The 22,665-nt window shown below is 42.8% G+C and carries 24 protein-coding genes; 11 read left to right on the forward strand and 13 right to left on the reverse strand.

Features of this window, described 5'->3' with window-relative positions; genetic code table 11:
- Positions 1–45: 45 nt before the first annotated feature.
- The gene (locus tag BK582_RS02745; protein WP_078592861.1) at positions 46–591 is read left to right on the forward strand and encodes a helix-turn-helix domain-containing protein; all 546 of its coding nucleotides are present in this window, start codon (positions 46–48) and stop codon (positions 589–591) included.
- A gap of 125 nt (positions 592–716) precedes the next feature.
- Here BK582_RS02745 and BK582_RS02750 read toward each other — a convergent pair whose 3' ends face one another.
- Positions 717–1,310 (reverse strand): NADPH-dependent FMN reductase, encoded by a 594-nt coding sequence (locus tag BK582_RS02750; protein WP_078592862.1) that lies wholly within the window; start codon positions 1,308–1,310, stop codon positions 717–719.
- 321 nt (positions 1,311–1,631) lie between these two features.
- Between BK582_RS02750 and BK582_RS02760 the strand changes: the two genes are divergently transcribed.
- On the forward strand, positions 1,632–1,958 hold the full coding sequence (locus tag BK582_RS02760) for a winged helix-turn-helix transcriptional regulator (protein WP_078592864.1): 327 nt from the start codon (positions 1,632–1,634) through the stop codon (positions 1,956–1,958).
- A 913-nt stretch (positions 1,959–2,871) separates the two neighbouring features.
- Positions 2,872–3,621, forward strand: coding sequence for a GTP cyclohydrolase II (locus BK582_RS02765; RefSeq protein WP_139368203.1), 750 nt, complete (start codon positions 2,872–2,874; stop codon positions 3,619–3,621).
- A gap of 56 nt (positions 3,622–3,677) precedes the next feature.
- Here the strand turns inward: BK582_RS02765 and BK582_RS02770 are convergent, their stop codons facing one another.
- Together BK582_RS02770 and BK582_RS02775 are read right to left on the reverse strand one after the other, a co-directional pair.
- Complete coding sequence (locus tag BK582_RS02770; RefSeq protein WP_078592866.1) at positions 3,678–4,493, reverse strand: SurA N-terminal domain-containing protein; 816 nt, start codon at positions 4,491–4,493, stop codon at positions 3,678–3,680.
- Positions 4,494–4,756: 263 nt separating this feature from the next.
- A complete protein-coding gene (locus BK582_RS02775; protein ID WP_078592867.1) occupies positions 4,757–5,659 on the reverse strand; it encodes a DMT family transporter in 903 nt (300 codons plus the stop codon).
- Between the two features lie 332 nt (positions 5,660–5,991).
- On the opposite strand from BK582_RS02775, the gene BK582_RS02780 reads away from it, so the two are divergent.
- Positions 5,992–6,591, forward strand: a complete 600-nt coding sequence (locus tag BK582_RS02780; RefSeq protein WP_078592868.1) for an MEDS domain-containing protein — start codon at positions 5,992–5,994, stop codon at positions 6,589–6,591.
- 106 nt (positions 6,592–6,697) lie between these two features.
- Here the strand turns inward: BK582_RS02780 and BK582_RS02785 are convergent, their stop codons facing one another.
- The 3 genes from BK582_RS02785 to BK582_RS02795 all read right to left on the reverse strand — a co-directional run bounded on the left by BK582_RS02785 (position 6,698) and on the right by BK582_RS02795 (position 10,372).
- Positions 6,698–7,516, reverse strand: a complete 819-nt coding sequence (locus tag BK582_RS02785) for an ion transporter (RefSeq protein ID WP_244895327.1) — start codon at positions 7,514–7,516, stop codon at positions 6,698–6,700.
- Positions 7,517–7,936: 420 nt separating this feature from the next.
- A complete protein-coding gene (locus BK582_RS02790; RefSeq protein WP_078592870.1) occupies positions 7,937–9,109 on the reverse strand; it encodes a DUF418 domain-containing protein in 1,173 nt (390 codons plus the stop codon).
- Between the two features lie 66 nt (positions 9,110–9,175).
- The gene (locus tag BK582_RS02795) at positions 9,176–10,372 is read right to left on the reverse strand and encodes a DUF418 domain-containing protein (protein ID WP_169910789.1); all 1,197 of its coding nucleotides are present in this window, start codon (positions 10,370–10,372) and stop codon (positions 9,176–9,178) included.
- A 155-nt stretch (positions 10,373–10,527) separates the two neighbouring features.
- On the opposite strand from BK582_RS02795, the gene BK582_RS02800 reads away from it, so the two are divergent.
- From BK582_RS02800 to BK582_RS02815, 4 genes are all read left to right on the forward strand, one after another.
- Positions 10,528–11,241, forward strand: a complete 714-nt coding sequence (locus tag BK582_RS02800; RefSeq protein WP_078592872.1) for a response regulator transcription factor — start codon at positions 10,528–10,530, stop codon at positions 11,239–11,241.
- A 3-nt stretch (positions 11,242–11,244) separates the two neighbouring features.
- Entirely contained in the window at positions 11,245–13,008 is a 1,764-nt protein-coding gene (locus BK582_RS02805; protein ID WP_078592873.1) for a sensor histidine kinase, read from the forward strand.
- Positions 13,009–13,268: 260 nt separating this feature from the next.
- Positions 13,269–15,005: an ABC transporter ATP-binding protein gene (locus tag BK582_RS02810; protein ID WP_078592874.1), complete on the forward strand. Its 1,737-nt coding sequence runs from the start codon at positions 13,269–13,271 to the stop codon at positions 15,003–15,005.
- 138 nt (positions 15,006–15,143) lie between these two features.
- Positions 15,144–15,491 (forward strand): hypothetical protein, encoded by a 348-nt coding sequence (locus BK582_RS02815; protein ID WP_078592875.1) that lies wholly within the window; start codon positions 15,144–15,146, stop codon positions 15,489–15,491.
- A gap of 573 nt (positions 15,492–16,064) precedes the next feature.
- On the opposite strand, the gene BK582_RS02820 is transcribed toward BK582_RS02815, so the two are convergent.
- From BK582_RS02820 to BK582_RS02845, 7 genes are all read right to left on the reverse strand, one after another.
- Positions 16,065–16,562 carry a GNAT family N-acetyltransferase gene (locus tag BK582_RS02820; RefSeq protein WP_078592876.1) on the reverse strand — a complete coding sequence of 166 codons (498 nt, stop codon included), beginning with the start codon at positions 16,560–16,562 and terminating at the stop codon, positions 16,065–16,067.
- Positions 16,563–16,612: 50 nt separating this feature from the next.
- Positions 16,613–17,119: a DUF1648 domain-containing protein gene (locus BK582_RS02825; RefSeq protein WP_078592877.1), complete on the reverse strand. Its 507-nt coding sequence runs from the start codon at positions 17,117–17,119 to the stop codon at positions 16,613–16,615.
- Positions 17,120–17,151: 32 nt separating this feature from the next.
- Complete coding sequence (locus BK582_RS26760) at positions 17,152–17,310, reverse strand: hypothetical protein (RefSeq protein WP_167553319.1); 159 nt, start codon at positions 17,308–17,310, stop codon at positions 17,152–17,154.
- A gap of 63 nt (positions 17,311–17,373) precedes the next feature.
- Positions 17,374–17,940 carry a histidine phosphatase family protein gene (locus tag BK582_RS02830; protein ID WP_078592878.1) on the reverse strand — a complete coding sequence of 189 codons (567 nt, stop codon included), beginning with the start codon at positions 17,938–17,940 and terminating at the stop codon, positions 17,374–17,376.
- A 42-nt stretch (positions 17,941–17,982) separates the two neighbouring features.
- On the reverse strand, positions 17,983–18,591 hold the full coding sequence (locus BK582_RS02835) for an alpha/beta family hydrolase (RefSeq protein ID WP_078592879.1): 609 nt from the start codon (positions 18,589–18,591) through the stop codon (positions 17,983–17,985).
- Positions 18,592–18,799: 208 nt separating this feature from the next.
- Positions 18,800–19,519 carry a DUF2812 domain-containing protein gene (locus tag BK582_RS02840; protein WP_078592880.1) on the reverse strand — a complete coding sequence of 240 codons (720 nt, stop codon included), beginning with the start codon at positions 19,517–19,519 and terminating at the stop codon, positions 18,800–18,802.
- Positions 19,516–19,836: a PadR family transcriptional regulator gene (locus tag BK582_RS02845; protein ID WP_078592881.1), complete on the reverse strand. Its 321-nt coding sequence runs from the start codon at positions 19,834–19,836 to the stop codon at positions 19,516–19,518. Before BK582_RS02845 ends, BK582_RS02840 begins: the two co-directional genes overlap by 4 nt.
- Positions 19,837–20,336: 500 nt before the next feature.
- Here BK582_RS02845 and BK582_RS02850 point away from each other — a divergent pair, with 500 nt between their 5' ends.
- From BK582_RS02850 to BK582_RS02860, 3 genes are all read left to right on the forward strand, one after another.
- Entirely contained in the window at positions 20,337–20,951 is a 615-nt protein-coding gene (locus tag BK582_RS02850; protein WP_078592882.1) for a hypothetical protein, read from the forward strand.
- A gap of 118 nt (positions 20,952–21,069) precedes the next feature.
- Positions 21,070–21,834 (forward strand): MerR family transcriptional regulator, encoded by a 765-nt coding sequence (locus BK582_RS02855; protein ID WP_078592883.1) that lies wholly within the window; start codon positions 21,070–21,072, stop codon positions 21,832–21,834.
- A 3-nt stretch (positions 21,835–21,837) separates the two neighbouring features.
- Positions 21,838–22,473 (forward strand): hypothetical protein, encoded by a 636-nt coding sequence (locus BK582_RS02860; protein WP_078592884.1) that lies wholly within the window; start codon positions 21,838–21,840, stop codon positions 22,471–22,473.
- Positions 22,474–22,665: the final 192 nt, after the last annotated feature.

Here is a 22,665-nt window from a genome sequence, read left to right on the forward strand (position 1 = left end):
AAATAAAAGTAAGTTTCTTATTAGAAAACAGCAGAGGTGAAAACATTGGATATTGGTACAAAAATCCGGTCGATACGAAAGAGAAAGAAAATTACTATTGCTCAATTATGTGAAGGCACCGGACTTTCAAAAGGGTTTATCAGTAATGTGGAAAATAATAATACTTCACCCTCTATCAATACTTTACATACGATTGCGAGCTATCTTGATGTCCCTCTGCCATATTTGCTGCTTGAAAAAAAACAGCATATGCGTGTCATCAAAAAAGAGGAAAGAACGCATTCATCCTTTAACGATCTGAAAATACAGCACCTGTCTTCAAAGGGAGGACTGAGAATGATGCTCGCCGAGTTTCCACCTGGCTCCTCTATGGGAGAAGAAAATGCCCATGAAGGGGTGGAATCCCACTTAGTTCTGGAAGGAAAAGTCCTGGCCAAACAAGGGGAAGACTCTTTGATCATTGAGGAAGGGGACACATTCAGCTGGAATGCGAGCGTGCCTCACTTCGTTAAAAACATTGGCGATGGTACAGCAGTTGTTCTCATCTCCATTTATTCCGATGCAGAGCTGAACGACATTTATTCAAAATGAGTGAAGCTGTCAATTCAGCTTTGCACGCCGGACGGCTGACGTCCCCTTCCACCTGGATGATCTGTATTTCATTTTATTTTTAACGCGGATTGATCTATCTCTGATTCGAGATATCCTATCTGATTTTATCGGACTGTTTTCAGTGCGCCGCTCCAGGTATTCACCTGATCAAGCATTAAGTTCACATTATCAAGATGTAAATCCTGCGGTTTGAAATCAGTTCCGTTTTCAAAGTCAGTAAATAAGGATAATGTTGGGTGAGTTCTTACATCTGCAATCATTAGTTCTCCCATAATTCCCCGCAGATGCTCTGCAGCACGCGCTCCTCCAGTAGAACCATAGCTGACAATTCCAGCGGCCTTGTTATTCCATGCTTCTCTAGCTAAGTCCAAAGCATTTTTCAGAGCTCCAGTAATACTGTGGTTGTACTCCTGAACGATAAAGACAAAGCCGTCTAAGCTTGCAAGCTTTTCATTCCATTTTGCAATCCCCGGGGCATCTGCTTCACCCAGAAACGGCAGCTCATAATCTGCAATATCAACGATCTCGTAATTTGCGTCTCCTCGTTTATCTGCAATCTCTTTTACCCATTCTCCCACCTGCGGGCTCACTCTCCCCTGGCGAGTACTTCCTAAAATAATTCCGATATTTAACTTTTCATTTCCCATTGTTTCTTCCTCCTTTGGTTGTTTAGCGAATAAACTGCTCAAAATACCCATTATGTGCACCACCTGTATATAAATTTAATTATTGCCTCAATTGCCGCCACTGATTACAGTTTTTTCTCACCTCCTGAAAAGCTGAACGAGTTCCGGCAGCAGTTTTCATGGATGCTCACTGCCGCGCTTCACAGCATGCTGTTGTATGACTGCTGGCAGTTTCAGCATCTTATGATTCTGTTCATTTATTTTTTGTTTGTTCATTACTTTATGTAAGTGAGTATATTTTAGTTATTATATTTTGTCAAGTAACTTTGTGGCAAAAAATCATTTTATATAAAAACATACAGTGGTATATTGTAATTAAAGGGGTGTTGCAAAATGAATTATTCTAAAATTTGTCCCAGATTCGAAAAAGCTGTCTCTATTTTAAGCCAGCGGTGGACAGCGTTAGTGATTTATCAGTTATTATCCGGACCGCAACGGTTCAGTACAATACAGGCATCGGTCGGGCTTAGTGGAAAAGTGCTGTCTGAGCGATTAAAGGCTCTTGAACAGGAAGGTATCGTTAAGCGGCATGTCATCCCGGAAACGCCCGTGGTAATTGAATACTCACTTACACAAAAAGGCCAGTCCTTAAATTCTGTATTAAAAGAAATAGAAACCTGGTCGCAGGACTGGGTCGACAGAGAGGATACAGAAAGTTAAATTTTGAAGTTCTTCTGGTATCGGGGCATTAGTGGGCCGGCGGGGGGTAATCTTGCGTGACCTGAGTAGCTGGTTCAGTTTTGCACAGGTGCCGCATTGTGCTCTTGTGTGCCTTTAGGTTACGGTTCACTCCTGCTCAGGCAACGCAGAGCTCTCTTGCGTGCCTGGGTAGTTAACTTGGTGAGTTGCTCCTGGTTTCACCGGTTAATTATAGTGTATTAGGAATTCAAGTGAGGTAGTTCCTCTGCTCAAGGGATGAATCGGGCTCTTTCTGGAATTCAGTTCGGGCTGTTCCTGATCTCAACGTAGGAATCAGGCTCTTTCTGGAATCCAAGTAGTACATTTCACGATCTCAACGTATGAATCGGGCTGTTTCTGGAATTCAAGTACTCCAGTTCTCGATCTCAACGTATGAATCGGGCCCTTTCTGGAATTCAGGTACTCCAGTTCTCGATCTCAACGTAGGAATCAGGCTCTTTCTGGAATTCAGGTACTCCAGTTCTCGATCTCAACGTATGAATCGGGCCCTTTCTGGAATTCAAGTAGTACAGTTCACGATCTCAACGTATGAATCGAGCCCTTTCTGGAATTCAAGTAGTACAGTTCACGCTCTCAACGTATGAATCACACTCTTTCTGAAACCCGATTGCTGCAGGGCATGCTTTCGATACTTGAATCACTCTCTTTCATGTATTCCACGGATGCCATCCCCACTTTCAATACATGAACCCGATGCTATTCCCTGATCAACGCCTGGTCCACCAAATTACCGCAAATCCACAGTTACTTTTTTCTAGGAAGAAAAAATTCTTTTGACCATCTACCATCCATTTGTTATCCTATATGTAACTTTTATTCACATATAAAAACAAATTCGTTGTTTTATATATAAATATTGATGGGGGAAAGCCAGATGAATAAAAATATACAAAAAATCTTAAAGGATAAGATTGAGGTTTTACAACAGGAGGGCGGCCACGACATTGCACTCGCTGGGCCTGTGCAGCTTCCGGTTAGGCTCGGTGAACAGGAGATCACCTTCCAATGGTACACGTGGCTTTCATTAAAGGACTTGCCTTCAGATAAAGAGGAATTGCTGAAAGCATTGCCAGAGGCAGACCTTGCTTTTTCCCAGCAGTCTTCCGTCTTAGTTTACGGGGATTTTTCCAGCGCTGACGATGCAATGATCAGATTTCACAGCATCTGCCATACGGGCGATATATTTGGAAGTATGCGCTGTGACTGCGGCTACCAGCTGCGCAAGTCGATGAATATGATTGTGGAAAACGGCAGCGGCGCTCTGTTTTATCTTGCTGACCATGAAGGACGGGGGATTGGATTATTCTCCAAGTCCCTTGCATATATTCTGCAGGAGGAAGGCCTTGATACAGTAGAGGCAAATGAGCAGCTTGGGTTTGAAGATGACCAGCGCTCCTACAATGAGGCGATCCGCATCCTTCAGGCTTTCAGAAAAAAGCCAGTCAGCCTCATTACCAACAACCCTAAAAAAGTCCATTCACTAAATGAAGCAGGTATGAGTGTACACCGGTCTGTCCCGCTCTGGGGAGACTTCTCTGAACACAACAGAAAATATTTACAGACTAAAGTAGAAAAATCAGGCCATATGCAGGGGACAGCGCCCAAGCCAGCCCTACAGAGATAAAGATAAAGCAAAAAACCAGGTTTCCTTTAACAGGAACCTGGTTTTTTCCTAAAATCTTATAAGTGGACTGTTACATCCGCTTCATCCCGAAGTCTTTCAACAAGCTGCTGGGAGGCTTCATTTTCTTTTTCCGCCCGGAGCTGCTGCTCAAGATCATCTCTGATTTCTTCATATTCCGGAAGTTCGATTTCTTCTTCCGTTTCACCAGCCATCGCTTCCTGCTGGGCTACAAGGTCTTCGTAATAAGCTTCCAGCTCTTCTTCTGTAACTTCCACATCACCAGCTTCATTTTCAATCATCTTGTCGATTTTCACCTGAAGTTCAAGCTGTTCCATTACTTCCTCTTCGCTCATGCCTTGTTCCTCAAGGGCAGCCATAAACTCATCAGCTTGCATTCCGCTTTGCTGAGCGATCATCTCAAGAGTTTCATCCATTTCTTCCTCAGAAGCTTCATAATCTCCGCTTTCAGCTGCCTGGATCAGAAGTTCCGTGCCGATCATATTCTCAGCAACCTGCTCCTTTAACTCGTCCTGGTCGATAGGTTCTCCGCTCATCTGTGCCATCATGGCCATTTGCTGAAACTGGCCCATATAAGAAGCTTCAAATTCTTCACGAGTAATTTCTTCTCCGTTAACTTCAGCAACTACATCAGGGACACCTTCAAGATCCGGCTCTGGCATATCCGGCTGTTCCCCTTCTTCCAAAGCAATTTCATCATTATTTTCTTCAGGAGCTTCCTCCTGTGTATTTGTATTCAAATTATTATCTTCACCTGCATTATTCTGATCATTTGCATCGTTTGCATTACCACATGCAGCTGAAACAGCTACTGTTGCAGCAAGAGCAAAACTTAATGCCCACTTTTTTCTCAATGTAATTCCCCTCTCATAAATAGCTTGATGGTTATTCTAGCATACTATTTGCGAGGATAAAACCCTGTGGGCTCCGGAGAACCATATACTATATGGGATTTTAAAAAAGTATCAAAATAAATTACTGGTTAAAAACCGTCAGGGAGGCTGCAAAAACGCGCCGAATCAGCAGTTTCTGTTTATTGAATCCTCCCTTTACTTTTCCCCGGCCAAAAAGTATACGTGACTTTGTAAAAGTGTGTAATATGGATTTAATCAGAGGATTACGCTGCTCTTTCAGATAACTTCCGTTTTCTCCTCCCCAGAACGTTTACGATAATTACACCAGTGAGAGCAATGACTCCTCCCGTCATGGATACAGCGGACGGCAGTTCTGCCAGCCAAAGCCAGGCAACGAGGATGGCTACAGCAGGCTCAAGATACATCATGCTTGTAACAGTCCCTGCATTGCCAACAGACAGAGCGACTGCCCAGGTTACATACGCAACCGCCGCCGGAAAAATCCCTGTAAACAATGCTGCCAGATGAGCTTCCATGCTGGCATTCGCCAATGATTCCGTTAAACCTGGAGCAAAAAAGAGAAATGGCAGTGTTCCCGCCCATGTGAAATAGGCCGTTAGTTCAATTGGTCTGTAACGCACCAGCAGCTGCTTCTGGAAAACGAAGAACAGCGATGTAGCAACCACCGCTATTAGCACAAAGAAAACTCCGCTGGAAACAGCCAGGTCAGGCCCGCCATATGTACCGATCGTAATTAGTATAATACCGGCGAACCCTATTCCGAGGCCAATCCATCCTGCTCCGTTAAGGCGCTCCTTTAAAATAATCAAAGCGATCACCGCTGTAAAGATTGGTGCTGCCCCGATCAGCATTCCCGCAGTTCCAGCTGTGACAGTCTGCATTCCGAAGGTCACACCAATATGATATACACTAATCCCAAGCCAGCCCAGCACAATAATTTTCAGTATGTCCTTTCTTTGAGGAAGCCTGAATTTTACCCCAGGCAGCAGGAAATATAATAAAAATAAAGCAGATGCAATTAAATAGCGGACGAGTACTAAATGTCCCGCTTCGTATCCCCCTTGTAAACTGGCTCGAATCGCCGCAAAAGTTGCTCCCCAGATAATAATAGTCGTTAGCGCCATAAAAAAAGCTTTCTTGTTCATTCTCCATCCTCCTTTTCCTAAAGATTCAAGCGGCTCCCAGCAAGGACTGCCACCCCAGTTGATTCCTATTATAAGCTGAAAGTTCAATAAATGGTGGTTTTTCGGACTGTTGTATCAGAATAATTTGAAATCACTACCAAGTCTCCAGCATTTACTAAATCCCTGTCACTTTACAACACCCCGTCCCAACTGCCCCTCCTGGTTACTAAAGTTAAAACAGCGAGCCTGGGAAACTGGCATTCTATTGCAAAGTTGTTCCTGAATCTTTCAAATGGTAAAATGTGTTGTAGACTGCAAAGATACTATATAAACAGACAAGGAGCTGACAGTGTATGCCTGGAGTAGAATGGAAAAAGGATTTCCCTGTAACGGAAGGGCATGTTTTATACACTTTTAACAACGATGATATCTACATAGATAATGCTGTAAATTACATAATTTCCGGTGTTAAAAAAGAGGAAAATGTGCTTGTCGTGGAAAGCTCGCGGAATATCCCTAAACTTCGGGAAAAACTAATGAGTAAATTAAATGAGAAGGAACAGGAAAAAATCCATTATACCAATAATTTCACCTACTATATGCTGAACAAAAGCTTTCATGCCGAAACAGTACTTCGATATTTTTCCAAAGCAGTAAACGAATTCTCTCAGCGGGAGGAAAATTTCCGCATGTGGTCCCATGTAGAGTGGGGCGACCATGAAGCATTCCTTAAGGAGGTCGAAACATGCGAACGGGCCTCAGATGAAATAATCCTGGAACAGGAGATACTCTGTGTATGTGCGTACAGAGAGAAGAATCTCTGCCCTGAGCTGAAACAAATACTTCTCCAGCATCATGAACTGGAATTGAAAGATAACAGGCTATATTTCTCCAGGCTTTATCCGCATAGCAATGGCAGATTATCCGCTTTAACAAGAAACATTAATAAATAAGGCCCGTTGGAGCTCAAACTCCAAGGGCCTTTCATTCCTCTAATATGGAAATCTTCAAACAATGTAACCGTTCCGATCGCTCGGATCAGGATAAAGATGGATAGCACTATTTATTTTTATCCAAAAGTATTTGCTTAATCTCTTCCAGGTCTTTCTTAAGTTCCTTGTTTTCTTCAAACAGCCGGTCCATCTGTTTCTGTTTCAGCTCTTCTTCATCATGGCCCAGATAATCGAGAATTACCGCGACAACTAGGTTCAAAATAACAAGGGCTGCAACGACAATAAATGAAATGAAATATACCCACGCCCACGGAATTTCCGCAATAACCGGCCTCGCAACCTGGCTCGCCCAGGACTCAAACGTCACGACCTGCATTAGTGTGAAGAGCGACGTATGGAAGCTTCCGAAGAATTCATAATCAAGAACGTCCCTGAAAAAGGTTGTTCCGATAATCGCATAAATTGAAAATATTAGTGCCGATAACCCAAGGATACCTGTTAATGCAGGCACCGAGCGCATTAATGAATCTATGATTTTCCGCAGAGCCGGAATCGCCGGAATCATCCTGATAAGACGCAGTACCCGAATTAAACGGAGAACACTTACGAGCGGAGTATTGTAAAATATTAAACTCGCAGCGACTATGAGAAAGTCAAAGATATTCCATTTTTCCGAGAAGTAGCCTCTGACCCCAAGCCCGATCATCTTCAAAGCAAGTTCCACCACAAAGATCCAGACGATGATTGTATCAAGTGCCAACAGCACATCATTACCTGTTATATACGACTCGGCAACGATAATAACACCGTTTAAAAGAATAATGCTTATGATAAACGGCTGGAAGTATTTATGTTCTACAAGCTGCCTTATTTTTTCCCTTAAAGGATTGCTCCTTTTATTCCCGTTATGTTCTATATGTTTCAACCTGCATTTCCCTTCCATCGTAAACTTTTATTTTTCTATTATATCATTTTCTCTCTTGAGATAAATGAATAAGGCAGTATACAGGTAAAGAGTTGCATTTGCTTCCTTATGGAACAAAAGGATTAAAGGGGCCCGCTCATCCCGGCTCTTCCTTTAATCCTTCCAGGCGATATTTTGATATTCTTGCGCCATAAAGTGAACCTTCAATCAGTGGGGGTTTAATCATCCCCCACTGATTGTTAGTTGAACCAATCGGGATGTTAGCTTCCGTTATCTCCCGCCTAAACATCTTCGCTTCCACTCATGTTTTGAGGCGGGAGTTTTACGGAAGGTTACATCGGGATAAAATGAAGGCTGTACTCCATTGTATTTTCCAGATCCCCGGACAGTTCCTCTTGTCGGGAATCCCATTCATACCTTTTACGCTGTCTTTCTGTTCTCCCTTAAAGCCACAGGAAGCTTTGTAAGTCCTTTCCATATGAGTTCAAAGGGGCCTGCAGTAAATTTCCTCAGCCAGACGTGGGCAAACAGCATGATAACTATGCAAATAAGCGCCCATACTCCGATAATCTCCATCGCGTTCAGTGTTCCTCCAAGACCAAACCCCCAGCCGTAAAACAAAATGGAAGCAACAATATTTTGCAGCATGTAACAGCTTAACGCAGTCCTCCCCACTTCTGAAAGACGGTTAAACAGAAACAGGCCCGGCCTTTTTTCGTGAAGATAATAGAAAAGCATCAGATACCCTAAAGCCATCACAGGGGCAAATGCGTAACGGACTAACACTCCCATAGAGAAGAGAGGCAAAAACATAAGAGCGTTCAGGGGCACTCCGGCAACCAGACCCCATTTCAGATACTTTTTTCTTCTCAGCCTGCTCTCTTTGCTGCTGCGGTTTAGTAAGCCACTTCTGATAATATAAACTCCAAATAAAAATAGCAGAATATTCATAGGTATTATTGCAATCGCTTCTGACCTCATTCCCCAGAAGTCGCCCAGGCGGTAAAGCACTTGGTCCCAGTATGTACCGTGTAAATAAACAGCGGACATCTCCTGCATCATTAAGCCAAACTCTGCCCTTGCTTCATCTATTCGGAACAGAACTTCTACAAGCGCAGAAAAAAGAAGCACTCCAAGTATATGAATGATGCCAAGTGTGATCGCCACCCCTTTAATAACTTTAGGCTTACAGCCAATCAGAAAAGCAACGATTATACCAGTAACGGCATAACTCATAAGCACATCATATTCAAAGACAAACAGATAATGTAGGAATCCATCAGCTAACAAAAGCAGCATCCCCCATATATACAGCCATGGCCACATACGCTGCTGGCCATTATTTATATACGATCTCCGCTTGATTTCGAGCCCCATGCCAAAAAGTATCGTAAGCAGTCCAAGAAACTTGCCGTTCATGAAAAACAGAAACAGCACCTCTGCAAATGATTCCCATGAAATATAGTATTCTATTTCACTCCCAATCAGAAAATCGAAATTACCGAGTGAAGCAAAAATCCAAATATTTGTCCCTAATGTACCCAATATAGCAGCTCCTCTTGCTATATCAAGCGCCGGAATCCTTCTCCCCAACACAATTCCCCCTCTCTTTCTGTTTCTTCATTTCCCATTATCGATTTTACGCACAATTATGACACCCTAACTGGCTGCTTTTTTTCCCTCCAGCGCCCTTTTCTTCTTCGGCCTGCCAGAGAGAGTAAGATACGTTGCTATCCTTGCAGCCCGTTCAAGCGGGCCAGTACGAAAATGCTTCAAATACCACTTACTAAAGTGGACCTGGCCGTAGTACACCACTATGGTGAGGAGGAAGCCGTAAACAATGCCCAGTTCTCCAAACATCCCTAGTCCATAACCGTAGAAAATCGTAGTGCAGATAATCGTCTGCGAAATATAGTTTGTAAGGGATAACCTACCTACATAGCCAAAAAAGCCAAAAAATGACGGGTTTCTGACAGCTGTATAGAAATAAGCAAACAGGAACAAATAGCCGGCTGCTAAAAACATAGAGCCCGCTATAAAAAGCGCTCCGCTAAGGGAATGGCTCCCCATCAGAAAATAAGCTGATTTACACATTAGTCCAAAGGGCAGTAAGACCAGCCCTTTCGTATACAATTTCTTTTCCTGTTCCGGAGAGGTGAACCATCCTCTTTTTGCCCCGTACATGCCAAATAAAAAAGGAAATATCCCTATGAACAGAGCAAATAGTGCCACAACCGGAATCAACCCCTCCGGTACGCCCAGATCCAGCATAGGATCTTCATTCATTCTGTGCTGAAGAATATCCAGATAACTTCCCTCGCCGTAAACCATATTTGTTTTCGTCACGTACTGACTGAGAGAACTATCAACCTGTGCATAATCATCCACAGAACCTCCATATCCAAGTAACACCGTTGCTCCAAAGAGTATAACAGCCCAGATGAGCAGTGTTTTCGCTTTTCTTTTTAAAAAGAAAAGAAGGAACAGGCCGGTGATCCCGTAGCCTAGCAGTATATCGCCCTCCCAGAGAAAAACAGAATGCAGAAGTCCCAGCACAATGAGGAAGACAAACCTTCTTGCGGCGGTCCGCTTCACACCGAGGTTAAGTTCCTGGAGATTCTCCACCATCTTTACCATCCCAAATCCGAATAAAAAAGCAAATATAGGCATAAAACTTCCCTCAACTGTGATTTGAAGGAAGGTGTGAAAATATGTTTCCCCCCTGGAAACCTCAAAAAGTTCCATCTCATCTTTTCCATAAAACCCGTACTGAAAAATAAGCATATTAGCAGCCAATATCCCAAAAAGGCTCAAGCCCCGGATTGCGTCTATTAAGTGCAGCCGTTTTGTACCCATTCGTACTCCCACTTTCCTCATTGAATACTTAAATTGTATCTTCAGTCCTTTACAGGAACGGAAAGAAAAGTTTACGAACAGATTAACCTTTTTATTCCAAAGTAAGCTTCTCGTAAGGTTCTTATGCTAGGATGAAAATGAAGGAGTGTGAGAAGATGCAAGACCCTGCTATCTTAATTGTCGATGATGAAATTTCCCTTTCGAAAATGATCAAAACAGTGCTTAATAAAGAAGGTTTCACTCTCATACATACAGCAGCAACAGCAAAAGAAGCATTAGAAATTGTTCAGAATCATTCTGTTGATTATATCCTTCTAGATGTCATGCTCCCAGATGAAAGCGGCTTCGATCTATGCCCTAAACTGAGAATGTTAACAAAGGCATACATCATTTTTTTAACCGCTAAAGTGTCTGATCTGGATAAGCTGACTGGCTTTGCCATTGGCGCGGATGACTACATAACTAAGCCTTTTAATCCACTTGAAGTTGTAGCAAGGATCAGGGCGAGAATGAGGCGCGACCTTGTCATTCCTGAGTTTTCAGAAACACCTGCCTCAAGTAAAACAATCTATTCCTGCGGCCGGTTTTCTGTTGATGAGCAGGCTGGAGAACTGATTGTCGATGGAAAAATTATTCCCTGCCCCGCGCAGGTTTTTCATCTGCTGCTATACTTCTGCAAGCACCCGAACCGGGTCTTTTCGAAAACGCAGCTCCTGGAAGCGGTCTGGGGGATGGACAGCTATGTGGACGATAATACTGTGATGGTGCATATCCGCAGAATACGGGAACGGATCGAAAAAGACCCTGGAGCACCTGAACATTTAGTAACTGTCAGAGGCCTGGGCTATAAGCTCGTAAAGGAGAAATAACCAGTGAAAGCAACTAAAAGGAGGCTCGCATTTCGGTTTACCATTCAGTTCATTATCTTTCTCATCCTCGCAGTTATCATTTTCGGAATCTTAATGTTCGTTGCTCTTAATTATATTTCTAAAGCGGAAATGGAGCGTAATTTCCCAATGGGCGGGCTGGAAGCAATCATAAATGAAACAACTATCTCAGAGGATGTGGTGACCCTCTATCCAGGCTGGGAAAGCCTTTTAGAAGAACAAGAGATGTGGCTGCAGATCGTTAACAAAGATGGGGAGGTCATCCATAATGTTAACGCCCCTGATAACCTGCCAAATACGTACACGCTGAAAGAAATTATGTCCGTTGATGAAACGAACAGGTACGGAGAATATAAAGTTTATTCAGTGATAGATACATACTACGAAGATCCTTACCTGTATTTTCTTGGCTATCAGAACCATTATGATGACCTCCTTCAAAGATGGGCGGCTATATACAGAGAGGATATTGCACAGGCAGAGGCGGACTCTTTAGCCCAGCTGGAACAAAATGTGGGAAGAATAAACAGCACTTTGAAAATATTAGACAGCGAAGGTAATATAGTAAGAAGCTTCGGCTTCAGGGCAGCGGAAGAAAGCTCTTTTGGCCCTGTGGAGATCCTTGCGAGAAGCATGGGCATAAGCGGCATGGAAAAAGAAATTTCTGTGTTTTATGACCCTGATTATGAATTGACATGGATGCTCACAACAGAAAGGGAAGAAGGAGAACAATACGGTACGTTCATTCGTTTAATCGTCATTGTAATGGTCATTGCAGCTTTCGTCATTCTCCTCCTGGGAATCCTGTTTACAGTATGGCATGCAGCACGTTACGGCCAGCCTCTCTTCCTTTTTGTCACCTGGCTTGAAAAGCTCGGCCGTGGAGATTACGAAGAAGTGTTAGCTGAAATGGAAGACAGGAAGATACTGAATAAAAAAGGGAAAATACGCGGCAGATATAAGCTGTATGAAGCTGTCATAAACGCCTTTCGTGAGATGGCCGATAAACTCATTGATGCCAGAGATGAAAGAAGCCAGCTGGACCGTACCCGTGAAGCCTGGATGACCGGGATTTCCCACGATCTCCGTACGCCTCTTTCCAGTATGCAGGGCTATGCCCATATGCTGGAAAGCGATAAATATAACTGGACAAGAAACGAGCTTCAGGAAATCGGTGCGACCATCCGGGAGAAAGGCGATTATATGCTGGATCTCGTGGAGGATTTCTCTCTTGCTTTTCAGCTGAAAAACAGCGCCCTGCCTCTGGAAAAAGAAACAGTGGACCTGGAGCAGTTCCTTCAGAGGATTATTCTGAAACTTAAAAATGATATATCCGTAAATGACTATGAGCTTCATTTTAAAACCGAAGGAAAAGGAGAACAGGAAACTGTACCTATTCGCGCAGATATCCGCTTGTTTGAACGGATGATACTTAATCTGATTTACAATGCTGTTCAGCACAACCCTCCTGGAACAACGGTATTTGTGAAGGTAACGTCTGGAGAAGATGAAGTTAAAATCGCCGTTCACGATGACGGTAAAGGCATGGACGAAGAAACGAAGAAGTTCCTGTTTGAGAACTACTACAGAGGAGTAAGCACTACAGACAAATCTGATGGTACCGGCCTTGGGATGAGTATCGCAAAAGGAATTGCCGAAGCACATAACGGCAGCATCTGCGTCCATTCAGAAACAGGGGAAGGCACAATTATTGAATTGAGGTTCCCTAAGTATCAGAGCCTCACATAAAGGTATAATGCTAAGATTCAGGCAGCTTTTCTGCATACATACCGCATACTTTCAAAAGTTAATAAAGCTTCATAAAGTGAACCTTCAATCAGTGGGGGTTTTATACATCCCCCACTGATTGTTAGTTGAACCAATCGGGATGTTAGCGTCCGTTATCTCCTGCATGAACATCTTCGCTCCACTCCTGTTTTGAGGCGGGAGTTTTACGGACGGTTACATCGGGATAAAAAAGGTACAGAAGCAGAAGGTGAATATTAATTATGGAATCTGAACAAAAAAATACACTTAAGGCGTTTTATGACCTGATTCTCTCAGCCAGAATTCCTAAGCTGGCCCTGACTGTCGGTCTTGCGGGAAGCCTTATTACTACAATTGTCGGTCTATCAATACCTTTGCTGACGAGAGAACTCGTTGATGGTTTTTCAATCGAAGCGTTAAATCCTTTCCTCATTGCAGCAATCGTCATCGTATTCATTTTACAGGCAGTAACAGACGGAATTTCCATGTACGCCCTTGCGTATACCGGACAGAAAATCGTTGCGAGCCTGCGGGAGAAAATGTGGTATAAGCTCCTCCGCCTCCCGGTTAAATATTTCGATAAAAACAAAAGCGGTGAAACTGTCAGCCGGGTTGTTAACGATACGGGGATTGTAAGAGACTTAATATCAACGCACTTCCCACAGTTTATCACCGGCATTATAACGATTATCGGGGCTGTAACAATCCTGCTCGTTATGGACTGGCAGATGACATTATTAATGCTTATCTCTGTGCCGGTAACGGTGCTGTTTATGGTTCCTCTTGGACGAAAAATGGCCAAAATCTCCAGGGGACTGCAGGACGAAACCGCAAAATTTACCGGAAGCGTTCAGCAGACGTTAAGCGAAATAAGGCTCATGAAAGCTTCCAATGCCGAAGAAACGGAAGAAAAGAAAGGGGCAGCACGAATTGAGGAATTGTTCTCTTATGGCTTAAGGGAAGGGCGGATCTTTGCCCTTATTTCTCCTCTTATATACCTCGTAGTTATGGTCGTTATTGTCGTTATCATCGGCTACGGAGGTATCAGAGTTGCAGAGGGAACAATGACTACAGGGTCCCTTGTTGCTTTCCTGCTGTATCTTTTTCAGATCATATTTCCAATAACCACATTCGCCATGTTCTTTACACAGCTGCAGAAGGCGAAAGGGGCTACAGAAAGGATCATTACTATTCTTGAGGTCGATGAAGAAGCTGGACAGCAAGGGAAGGACATGGATATTTCCGGAAAGATGATTCATGTGAAGAATGTATCCTTTTCCTACAGTGAGGAAGACACAGTAATAAATAATGTCTCGTTTGATGTGGCGCCTGGCACGATGGTTGCCTTTGCAGGGCCAAGCGGCGGCGGGAAAACTACTTTGTTCGGATTACTGGAACGGTTTTACGAACCTTCCGCAGGTGAAATATTCATTGGTGATACTCCAATACAAGACCTGTCCATGTACAGCTGGCGGAAGCAGATCGGCTATGTCTCCCAGGACAGTCCGATGATGGCCGGGACCATCCGGGAAAACCTTTGTTACGGGCTGGAAAACCAGGAGGGTATAACGGATGAACGCCTTTGGGAAGTAGCGAGAATGGCTTATGCGGAGCAGTTTATTAAAGAGTTTCCGAAGGGCATGGATACGGAAGTTGGCGAGCGGGGCGTTAAGCTTTCCGGGGGGCAGCGACAGCGAATCGCCATTGCGCGGGCATTCTTAAGAGACCCAAAAATCCTTATGATGGATGAAGCGACAGCCAGCCTGGACAGCCAGTCAGAAGGGATTGTCCAGCAGGCATTAACAAGGCTCATGGAAGGGCGGACGACTTTTGTAATCGCTCACCGTTTATCTACAATTGTAAATGCGGACAAAATTGTATTTATCGAAAAAGGAAAGGTCACAGGAATAGGCTCCCATAAAGAGCTCGTTGCCTCTCATGACCTCTACCGGGAATTTGCGGAACAGCAGTTAACTTAGGGGGCTTTATAAGTTTAGCTTCTCGCATTCCCGGGCACTGGCTTATATAGTGCAAAACTTCCAGCAGCGGGGGTTCGTCCCCCACTGATTGTTAGTTGAGCCAAACACTGCTTACTAATAGCTTACCGGGAGGTTTCTATGGGAAAAACAATTTTGAAATATATAGTTATCGGCTGTGTTATTACTATAGTGCTTGGTTTGGCAACCGTGATATCAGCTGGCTGGAACATATTCTTATTGTCAATGGCTATTCTTGCAGTCGCAGCCTTTATCCCTCTTATTATTCTTGCGTTTACAAGTAAAAGTGTCCCAAAACCCACGGTTTACGGAACCTCTGCTCCCGGGAAGTTCACGACAGTAAATGCCCATGAACAAAAGGAAGACAGCAGAAAAAACACAGAATGGGCTACCCGGATTGCTATTACAGGGTGTGTATTTCTTGCTGCATTCTTTATTTTTTCACTTTGGTTTTTAAGCCAGAACTAAACGTGTCTCCCATGACTTCTGTGCTGGGAAATCGTTAACTGTATGGGAATATGCTGCAGACCCGGCACTTCTTATTCGTTATTTCGCCCCCTGTTTTTGAACTCGTCGCAAGGAAAGCAGGTGAGTAAGCCTTTCGAATCCATCACACCATTTAAGAAGCCATCCAGGCAGAAAACCTTCTTCCCGCATATTTGACAGTCTCCAACTTCCTCTCGCATTCGACCACACCCCTATTAGTTTGAAATTTAAAGCCTTTTACAGTACAATTAAACAAGTCAGAATATTTAATTAATTAAGTAAATATATATTAACTTGTTACACAGCATAATACAATAATTTAATCTTCATTCTCGTTTATTAACAGAAATTATTACAGGAAGGGGTTTGAGTAAGGTGGGATTTTTCGAATATTTCTTAGCAACATCCTTTACAGGTGCGGTATTTTTCGTTATCGTTTTCTGCCTGGGATTCTACTTTAATTTTAAGATGTATGGCCCCGAAGAAGAATGACGGTAGTCCGGAAGATCCGTGACACACGCCGGTCTGCCGGACTCGCCTCTTTAAAGTAGGGACTCATATTAATTTTGCCATATAGTACTCATCCACATAATTCCCATTTATGAACAGAGAATGCCTTTTTATGCCTTCCACTTCAAAACCCATTTTTTTATATAAAGCTACACCAGCTTCATTCGGAGTTGCCACGGTTAACTCAAGTCGGTGAATCTCTTGTTCAGCAGCCCATTTTTCCAGCGCTTCAAATAACTTCGTCCCTGTCCCTTTGCCCCTGTACTTCGCTAGCATCCCTGTAACAATGTATACAGAATGCCTCTTTCGCGCTGCACTGCCGCCCATTGCAATTAAGAAACCAATCAGCTCATTATTATTCTCCGCTGCAAGTATGACAGCGTTTCCGCTTTTTCGAATGTTTTCTATCATCTTTCCCTGCTGCTCTGGTTTAGTTTTTCTCTCTTCTGGCTCCCACTTCATAAATTCCGAGGTGTCCTCTACTTGTTTCGTTAAACGGAGGAAGCCTTCCGCGTCTGAAGGTTCAATTTCTCTGATAACCACGATACACACACCCTTTCTGTTTGTCCTTGCAAAAAGCTTTTCCTGTTTGCTTATCTGATCTTCCTTTGCCTTATGAGGCCTGTTACGATTGGAAAACACGTACCTGCTATCACTATTGGAAGGAACCATATTCCTAAAAGGCTTCCCCAGCCTATAGCAATGGACACCGATTCAAACAAAATCAAAGCAAAAATGATCAGACAGATATTTTTAACCTGATTAAGGAGTTTTCTGCTGTTTAAATAAAACTCCTTTGCATTGGATTCATTCAACCTCTTAGGATAATTGTGTATTTCAGGGAATCTCTCAAACACTGTCATAACAATAGCCGTAAAAGCTCCAACGATCGGCAAAATGAACAGTTCGTATTTCGACCCCCACCGGGTTACTTCCCCAGCAGCATTATAATGGGCAGGCACTTCTTCCGGGAGTGTATTCCACACGAAGACCAGCAGAAGGATAGAACCCATATAAAACGTATATCCTGTAATGTCCCAGGCCCATTCCGACTTTGTTTTCGGAATTTGGATTTTCGGCTTTTCCCAGGAATTTACCACACCTCTCCACTCCTTTTCCTATACTGAAAGAGTCAGAATAGGATACCTGTAAAAACGAATGCAAAATAAATGAAACTCATTGTCAGGAAAGTAACCAAAAACGTAACAACTGCTTTTGGAAGTTCACCAAAAAAATAGATAAAACCCAGCCCTATTAAAATATGAATAACGGCAAAAAAGATAATATTCATAGCCTGCCTCCGAAAAAATAAAAATCTCATTTCTGCCAGCCTGCTCGAACAGGAATTCACTTCTCAGGCAAAGAAATATGTTGTACAGCCCCAGTGTTCAGAAGCTGTCTTTCTTCTTCCCTTCCAGCCTTTTTTCTTCAATTCTTTTGCTATGAGTATATTCATAAAACCATGGCCGACAAGGACTATGGGGCCGTATTCAATAGAAGAATCAATTAATTTTTTCGCTGCTTTTTCCGCTCGAAGTTTTGCTTCCTTTAATGACTCGCATTTACGGGAATAACCAGAGAACCATACTAACCTTAAAATGACAGCCCATATTCCTGGCCCCAGCCTTAATTGAAATAATTCCGTTGAACAGACAGGTAACTCAGTTTCCCGAAATAAGGGGTCTGATATTATTTTTGCCTCTGGGTTTAATAGCCTGGCTGATTCAACAGAGCGTTTTAAATCACTCGTAATCACAACTTTTGCATCAGCTGCCCTTTTTATAGTTTCAGGTGGATATGCCGCTTCTTCATTTACACCAGAGCTATCATACTTTTCTATCCAGCTTCTGAAATCATTAATGGTTATTCTGTCATTTTCAGAGAGTAAGGATCTTCCATGCCTTATCAATGATATTTCCATAATTAAATCTCCTGCTTGCCACATTATTCTTTCGTTTGACTATCAAAATTCGTTAATATCTGCTATTACTTCTTTAAGTATATTAATTGATTCCACTGGCTGATTACTAAGTTCTAACCCGTGGTCTCCACCTTCAATCAGTCTTAAGGTTAGATTGGAATGTTTTTTTAATGCTTCAAACCGGTCAGTAATGCAGCAGCTGTCCTGGTCTCCAATAATACAAAGCCCCTTATTGTTCGTGTTCTTCATGGCGTTAAATACATCATCCCGTTGTAACAAAGGTGTGAGCCATACTGCCTTTGCATCATAGAATTTTGGGTTTTCCAGCAAATAACTCAAAGCTATCGTTCCTATTGATTTGGCTGCAAAATAAAAGTTTTTATATTCTTTGTTCTTTAACACTTTTTCAATTACGGCCAAAACATCATTAGCAAAATCCTCTTTCTTTAAAGCAGATAATTCCTGGCTGTTATATTTATAATTAATATGCAGTACATCAAATCCCTTGCCGTACAATAAACCCGTTGTGTAATACAGTAAAGGTGCCTGAGTTGTGTAGCCTGCCCCAGGTAAGACAATTGCTAAATTAGTTGTTGGCTGTTCTTGTTCGATAATTCTGTATGGAATACTAGCAGCCCCAGTATAGCCCATCACACTTCCCCCTTTGATCCATTTATTTCGTTAACCTTATCATATAGCTTAGCATAATCTTCCAGTATAGTGAGATAGAAAAAAGAGCTGCAATAATGGCAGCTCTCGGGATCTTAACGCGTAAATCACAGCGCTCCCTGCTTTATTTATACTTTCCTTATTGAGGTTCATTGTGCCTGACCGTTACAATCGTTACATCCCCTTCAAATTAAGAAACTGCTTTGCCCAGCCTGCAGTAAAGGGAAGTAACGACCCAGATAGCTGCCGGAAATGCCACAGCACCAACAATCATATACGCTAATAAACGAAATACGCTGGTAACTCCATCGGCGGTTATCAAGAAAATTGCACCAGCCAGGAGCAGGAATGGCAAAGTTCTCGTTACATTTACTAAAACTCTTTTCCCTTCCTCTGCCCATTTATTTTTATATATTGCAGTTACCGTCCAGGACGCCGGCAGAGCAAATATGGTGAGAATAACCGCAATTACGGTCAATGTGGATTGAAATGCCCCTGTAGTTATTAATGTGCCGAGCCATGCGAGCGCTGTTATGATGACAAACGATATGACAGTCCATCTCACCGAACTCCCCAGTTCCCCGTGCTTTTCAGCTGCCGTCTCCCGGTCACTGTAAATTGGAGGTGTTCCAGGTGCAGCGCGAAATAAATGAGTATTACCTTCTGTAGTAACATGAGTCCACCCGGCAGAAGAAAAAAAGTCCAGATATTCCTCCCGCTCCTCCTCTTTTAAGGAACGATAATCTATACTGTATTTAAAATCCGAACTGGGCCCTTTTTCCAGAGAGTACCCCATGAATTTAAAATTCCGGACATGCCATCCTTTTAAAGACAAGCGGCGCAGTTTCTCCATGTCCTTTTTCTCTGCAAAAGCCAGTCCCTCCGACATTACATACTTTGTCTGTTTCATACTTTCCCCTCCTTCTTTAATCCTTCTTCAGCTAATGTAATCATCAGTTTCCTTATTCTCACTTCCCCTTCCAGTACCTCTCTTCCTTTTTCAGTGAGTAAGTATGTTTTACGCCTCGAATCTGTCCCGTCATGGAGATAAATCCACTCCTGCTTTAATAACTTTTTAATAATGGTGTACATGGAGGCAGGACCTATGGAGACAGCTCCTTTTGTTGACTCTTCAATCAAATTCATAATGGCGTACCCGTGCCGGGGCTCAGTTAAAGCAGCCATTATATAAAACATGGAATCTGTTAATTGTTCTGTTGTTTTCAACGTAGCACCTCACTTCAACACACTATAGGTTATATCACAATATGATATATATCCAAAAGTAATATATCATATTGTGATATATTTGTCCAGAGTTAAGAGCGTTACTACTTATCGTCTTTTCAGGTTCAGGTCAAACAGCAGATTCAATAATTAGGCGGAAAAATTCCGGTTAATTCGTTTTGATTATTAAAAAACTCTTATATAGACGGAGAGATTCCGCTTATTAACTCGAAAACTTTAAAAATGACAGGTTTTGTTTTGCATAACCGGAAAAATTCCTCTTATATCCTTCCGCTGCGGCTTCCAATCCGCATATAACCGGAAAAACTCCGTTTATATTAATACTCCAAATATTGAAACTTGCCAGCAGTTACTTTAGCAAGATTCTTTTAATCTAAGGTATTTCTCCCTATTGCCTGAATATGAAAACAACTATAGAATCCTCTTAACAAGATGAAGTCAGGGCGGGATTCATCATATTGCACGAAGGAGGATGGCCAGTGGCAAAAAAGATATGCCTGGAAAAAGGAACTGGTTTTATAATGGCGCCGGCTCTTATAAAAAAGAAGGTGTTTGTGATTTTACTGCTGCTTGTTGTGTCAGTAATCAGCAGCGGATGTTTTGCAGTAAAAGCCGGAACGAGCCTTGATCTGGGCCATTCCCCTGGGCTTGACTGCGTGCCCGGGGAAAAAGGGGCTGTGATGATGTTTGGGGATACTTTTGTAAGGCATGTTGGTAACGAGGAAGTCACTATAACTGGTATATCTTTAGTAAACCCTGAGGAAATCACCCTTGCTGAGGCAGTTCTCGTTGAACTTGGTGACAAGGAATCTCTGGTAGGTTTTGGTGAATGGCCTCCAACCGATGAAATATTTCCTTTGCCTGCTGAATGGGAAAACAGGGTGGAGGCAGCGGGTACTGTACTGGAGCCTGGCGCAGAACTGAACCTTATTGTAGCCCTCCAGTCAAATGCCGATGACACGGCATCCGCACAATCATTGGCGATTACATATGAGAATGCCGCAGGAAAAGCATTTGAGCAGAAAACCCTGGTCAGTTACTTTATTACCTCCCGGACATGTGAGGAAATTATTGATGAAAACCACGACTATTAAAAAGTATTCAATTCATGGTTACCCCGGCAATCAAATCCAATGCCGGGATTTTTTTTATTCCCTCTTGAAAGTGACGTAACGTCATTTTATATAATATAAATACGAGGAGGTTTTTCAAATGATTTCCATTAAAGAAGTAACCAAACAAACAGGTGTGACGGTAAGAACGATGAGGCATTATGATCAAATTGGTTTGTTAACTCCTGCCGGAAAAACCGAAGGCGGCCACCGTTTATACGGAGAAAAAGAACTGAAGAAGCTTCAGGAAATCCAGTTTTTGAAATCGTTAGGCTTTAGCCTGAAAAAGATAGAGGAAATGACCGGAAACGTGGATCATGACTGGTATAGCGGTCTCCAAAGGCAGTTGAACTACATAATTCAGGAGAAAGAAAAACTAACAGAAATGGAGCAAATGGTGAAAGGGGTAATGAATCAGTTTACCCTCGAAGGGAAAGTGGATATGCAGCATATCCAGCAGCTAATCCATTTTTCCCAGCAAAACAAATTTAAGCGGGAGGAATTTTTACAGCAGCAGTTCAAAGAGGATAAAGAAAAGCTTTTTGATCTCCTTCCAAATGTAAACAGCGGGGATCCTGATACATTAGAGTGGGTTGCTTTGCTGGCGCAAATAAAGAAACATATGGCGAAAGGAATTGAAGCCGTTGAGGTGCAGCGCATCATACGGAGGATACTGGAAAAAGATCAGGAGTTATTTGCCGGAAATGAAGAGCTGTCCAATGCATTCTGGGAAGTAAGGAAGTCTCAGGAGAAATCCCAGGCTGCCGGGCTGTACCCGATTGAACAAGGGGTACTTGAATTCGTGGAGAAAGCGACTGAATATTATTTAACCAAAGAGGCTGAAAACCTGGGAGGAGAGAGTTAAAACATGGATTTATTAGTTGAATATCAGTGGGAGATCTTCATTGCAGCAGAAATACTATCTGTACTCGCGCTCCTCCTTTTTGGATTTTTCCGCTACTTTTTAGTTAAAAAGAAGGTGAGTATCCTTTTTATCTTCGCTTTTCTCGCGCTGGTCGTACTGGAAGCAATTTTAGGGCTCGTCATTTATGAGCATACAGGGGAATTTTCCACATTCCAGCTTGTCATCACCATCTTTGTCATATACGCCTGCACGTTCGGAATCTTTGATTTCCTTCGCCTGGACCGATGGATGCGGAAGAAAATCGGGGAATGGCGAGGAATTGAACTCTTAAGCGAAAAGGACTATCAGATTATGAGTAAAAATAAAGACCCTAAGCATATAGCAAAAAAATACCGCTGGAGTGCAACTTTCCACATGGTTATTTTTGTGGCCGCCCAGGCTGTCTTCTGGTCTATGGGCACAGAGAATCTCCGGGAAATGCTCGCATATGCTACTGATTTCTCATGGGTAGAAGCTGGCACCGCAGAACACTCTCCATATCCAACTGAGACACTATACTCTATTGGCATGGTCTGGTCCGTCGTTTTCATTGTGGACTTTATCTACTCATGGTCATATACAGTCTTTCCATCTAAATAGGGTGAAAGAAGTTGTGGTGTGGGTCACCGTACTGCGTTAAAATAGGGGCATCTTTGGTTTGAGATAAAAATCAATTCCTTTGTCTTTTCCTTTAGCGGGCGGGTATTCACCAAAAATAAACGGAGAAATTCCGTCTATACGCAGGCTGGAGCTCATTTCAGGGTGATATAAGGGAAGGTTTTCCGGTTAAGC

It is taken from the genome of Evansella clarkii (assembly GCF_002019695.1).
GTDB classification, from domain to species: domain Bacteria; phylum Bacillota; class Bacilli; order Bacillales; family Salisediminibacteriaceae; genus Evansella; species Evansella clarkii.

Coding starts and splice junctions, on each gene's coding strand:
- BK582_RS02750 (WP_078592862.1), bottom strand. CDS start 1,310: ATGGGTATTTTGAGCAGTTTATTCGCTAAACAACCAAAGGAGGAAGAA.
- BK582_RS02760 (WP_078592864.1), top strand. CDS start 1,632: ATGAATTATTCTAAAATTTGTCCCAGATTCGAAAAAGCTGTCTCTATT.
- BK582_RS02765 (WP_139368203.1), top strand. CDS start 2,872: ATGAATAAAAATATACAAAAAATCTTAAAGGATAAGATTGAGGTTTTA.
- BK582_RS02775 (WP_078592867.1), bottom strand. CDS start 5,659: ATGAACAAGAAAGCTTTTTTTATGGCGCTAACGACTATTATTATCTGG.
- BK582_RS02780 (WP_078592868.1), top strand. CDS start 5,992: ATGCCTGGAGTAGAATGGAAAAAGGATTTCCCTGTAACGGAAGGGCAT.
- BK582_RS02795 (WP_169910789.1), bottom strand. CDS start 10,372: ATGGGTACAAAACGGCTGCACTTAATAGACGCAATCCGGGGCTTGAGC.
- BK582_RS02800 (WP_078592872.1), top strand. CDS start 10,528: ATGCAAGACCCTGCTATCTTAATTGTCGATGATGAAATTTCCCTTTCG.
- BK582_RS02810 (WP_078592874.1), top strand. CDS start 13,269: ATGGAATCTGAACAAAAAAATACACTTAAGGCGTTTTATGACCTGATT.
- BK582_RS02815 (WP_078592875.1), top strand. CDS start 15,144: ATGGGAAAAACAATTTTGAAATATATAGTTATCGGCTGTGTTATTACT.
- BK582_RS26760 (WP_167553319.1), bottom strand. CDS start 17,310: ATGAATATTATCTTTTTTGCCGTTATTCATATTTTAATAGGGCTGGGT.
- BK582_RS02830 (WP_078592878.1), bottom strand. CDS start 17,940: ATGGAAATATCATTGATAAGGCATGGAAGATCCTTACTCTCTGAAAAT.
- BK582_RS02835 (WP_078592879.1), bottom strand. CDS start 18,591: ATGGGCTATACTGGGGCTGCTAGTATTCCATACAGAATTATCGAACAA.
- BK582_RS02840 (WP_078592880.1), bottom strand. CDS start 19,519: ATGAAACAGACAAAGTATGTAATGTCGGAGGGACTGGCTTTTGCAGAG.
- BK582_RS02855 (WP_078592883.1), top strand. CDS start 21,070: ATGATTTCCATTAAAGAAGTAACCAAACAAACAGGTGTGACGGTAAGA.
- BK582_RS02860 (WP_078592884.1), top strand. CDS start 21,838: ATGGATTTATTAGTTGAATATCAGTGGGAGATCTTCATTGCAGCAGAA.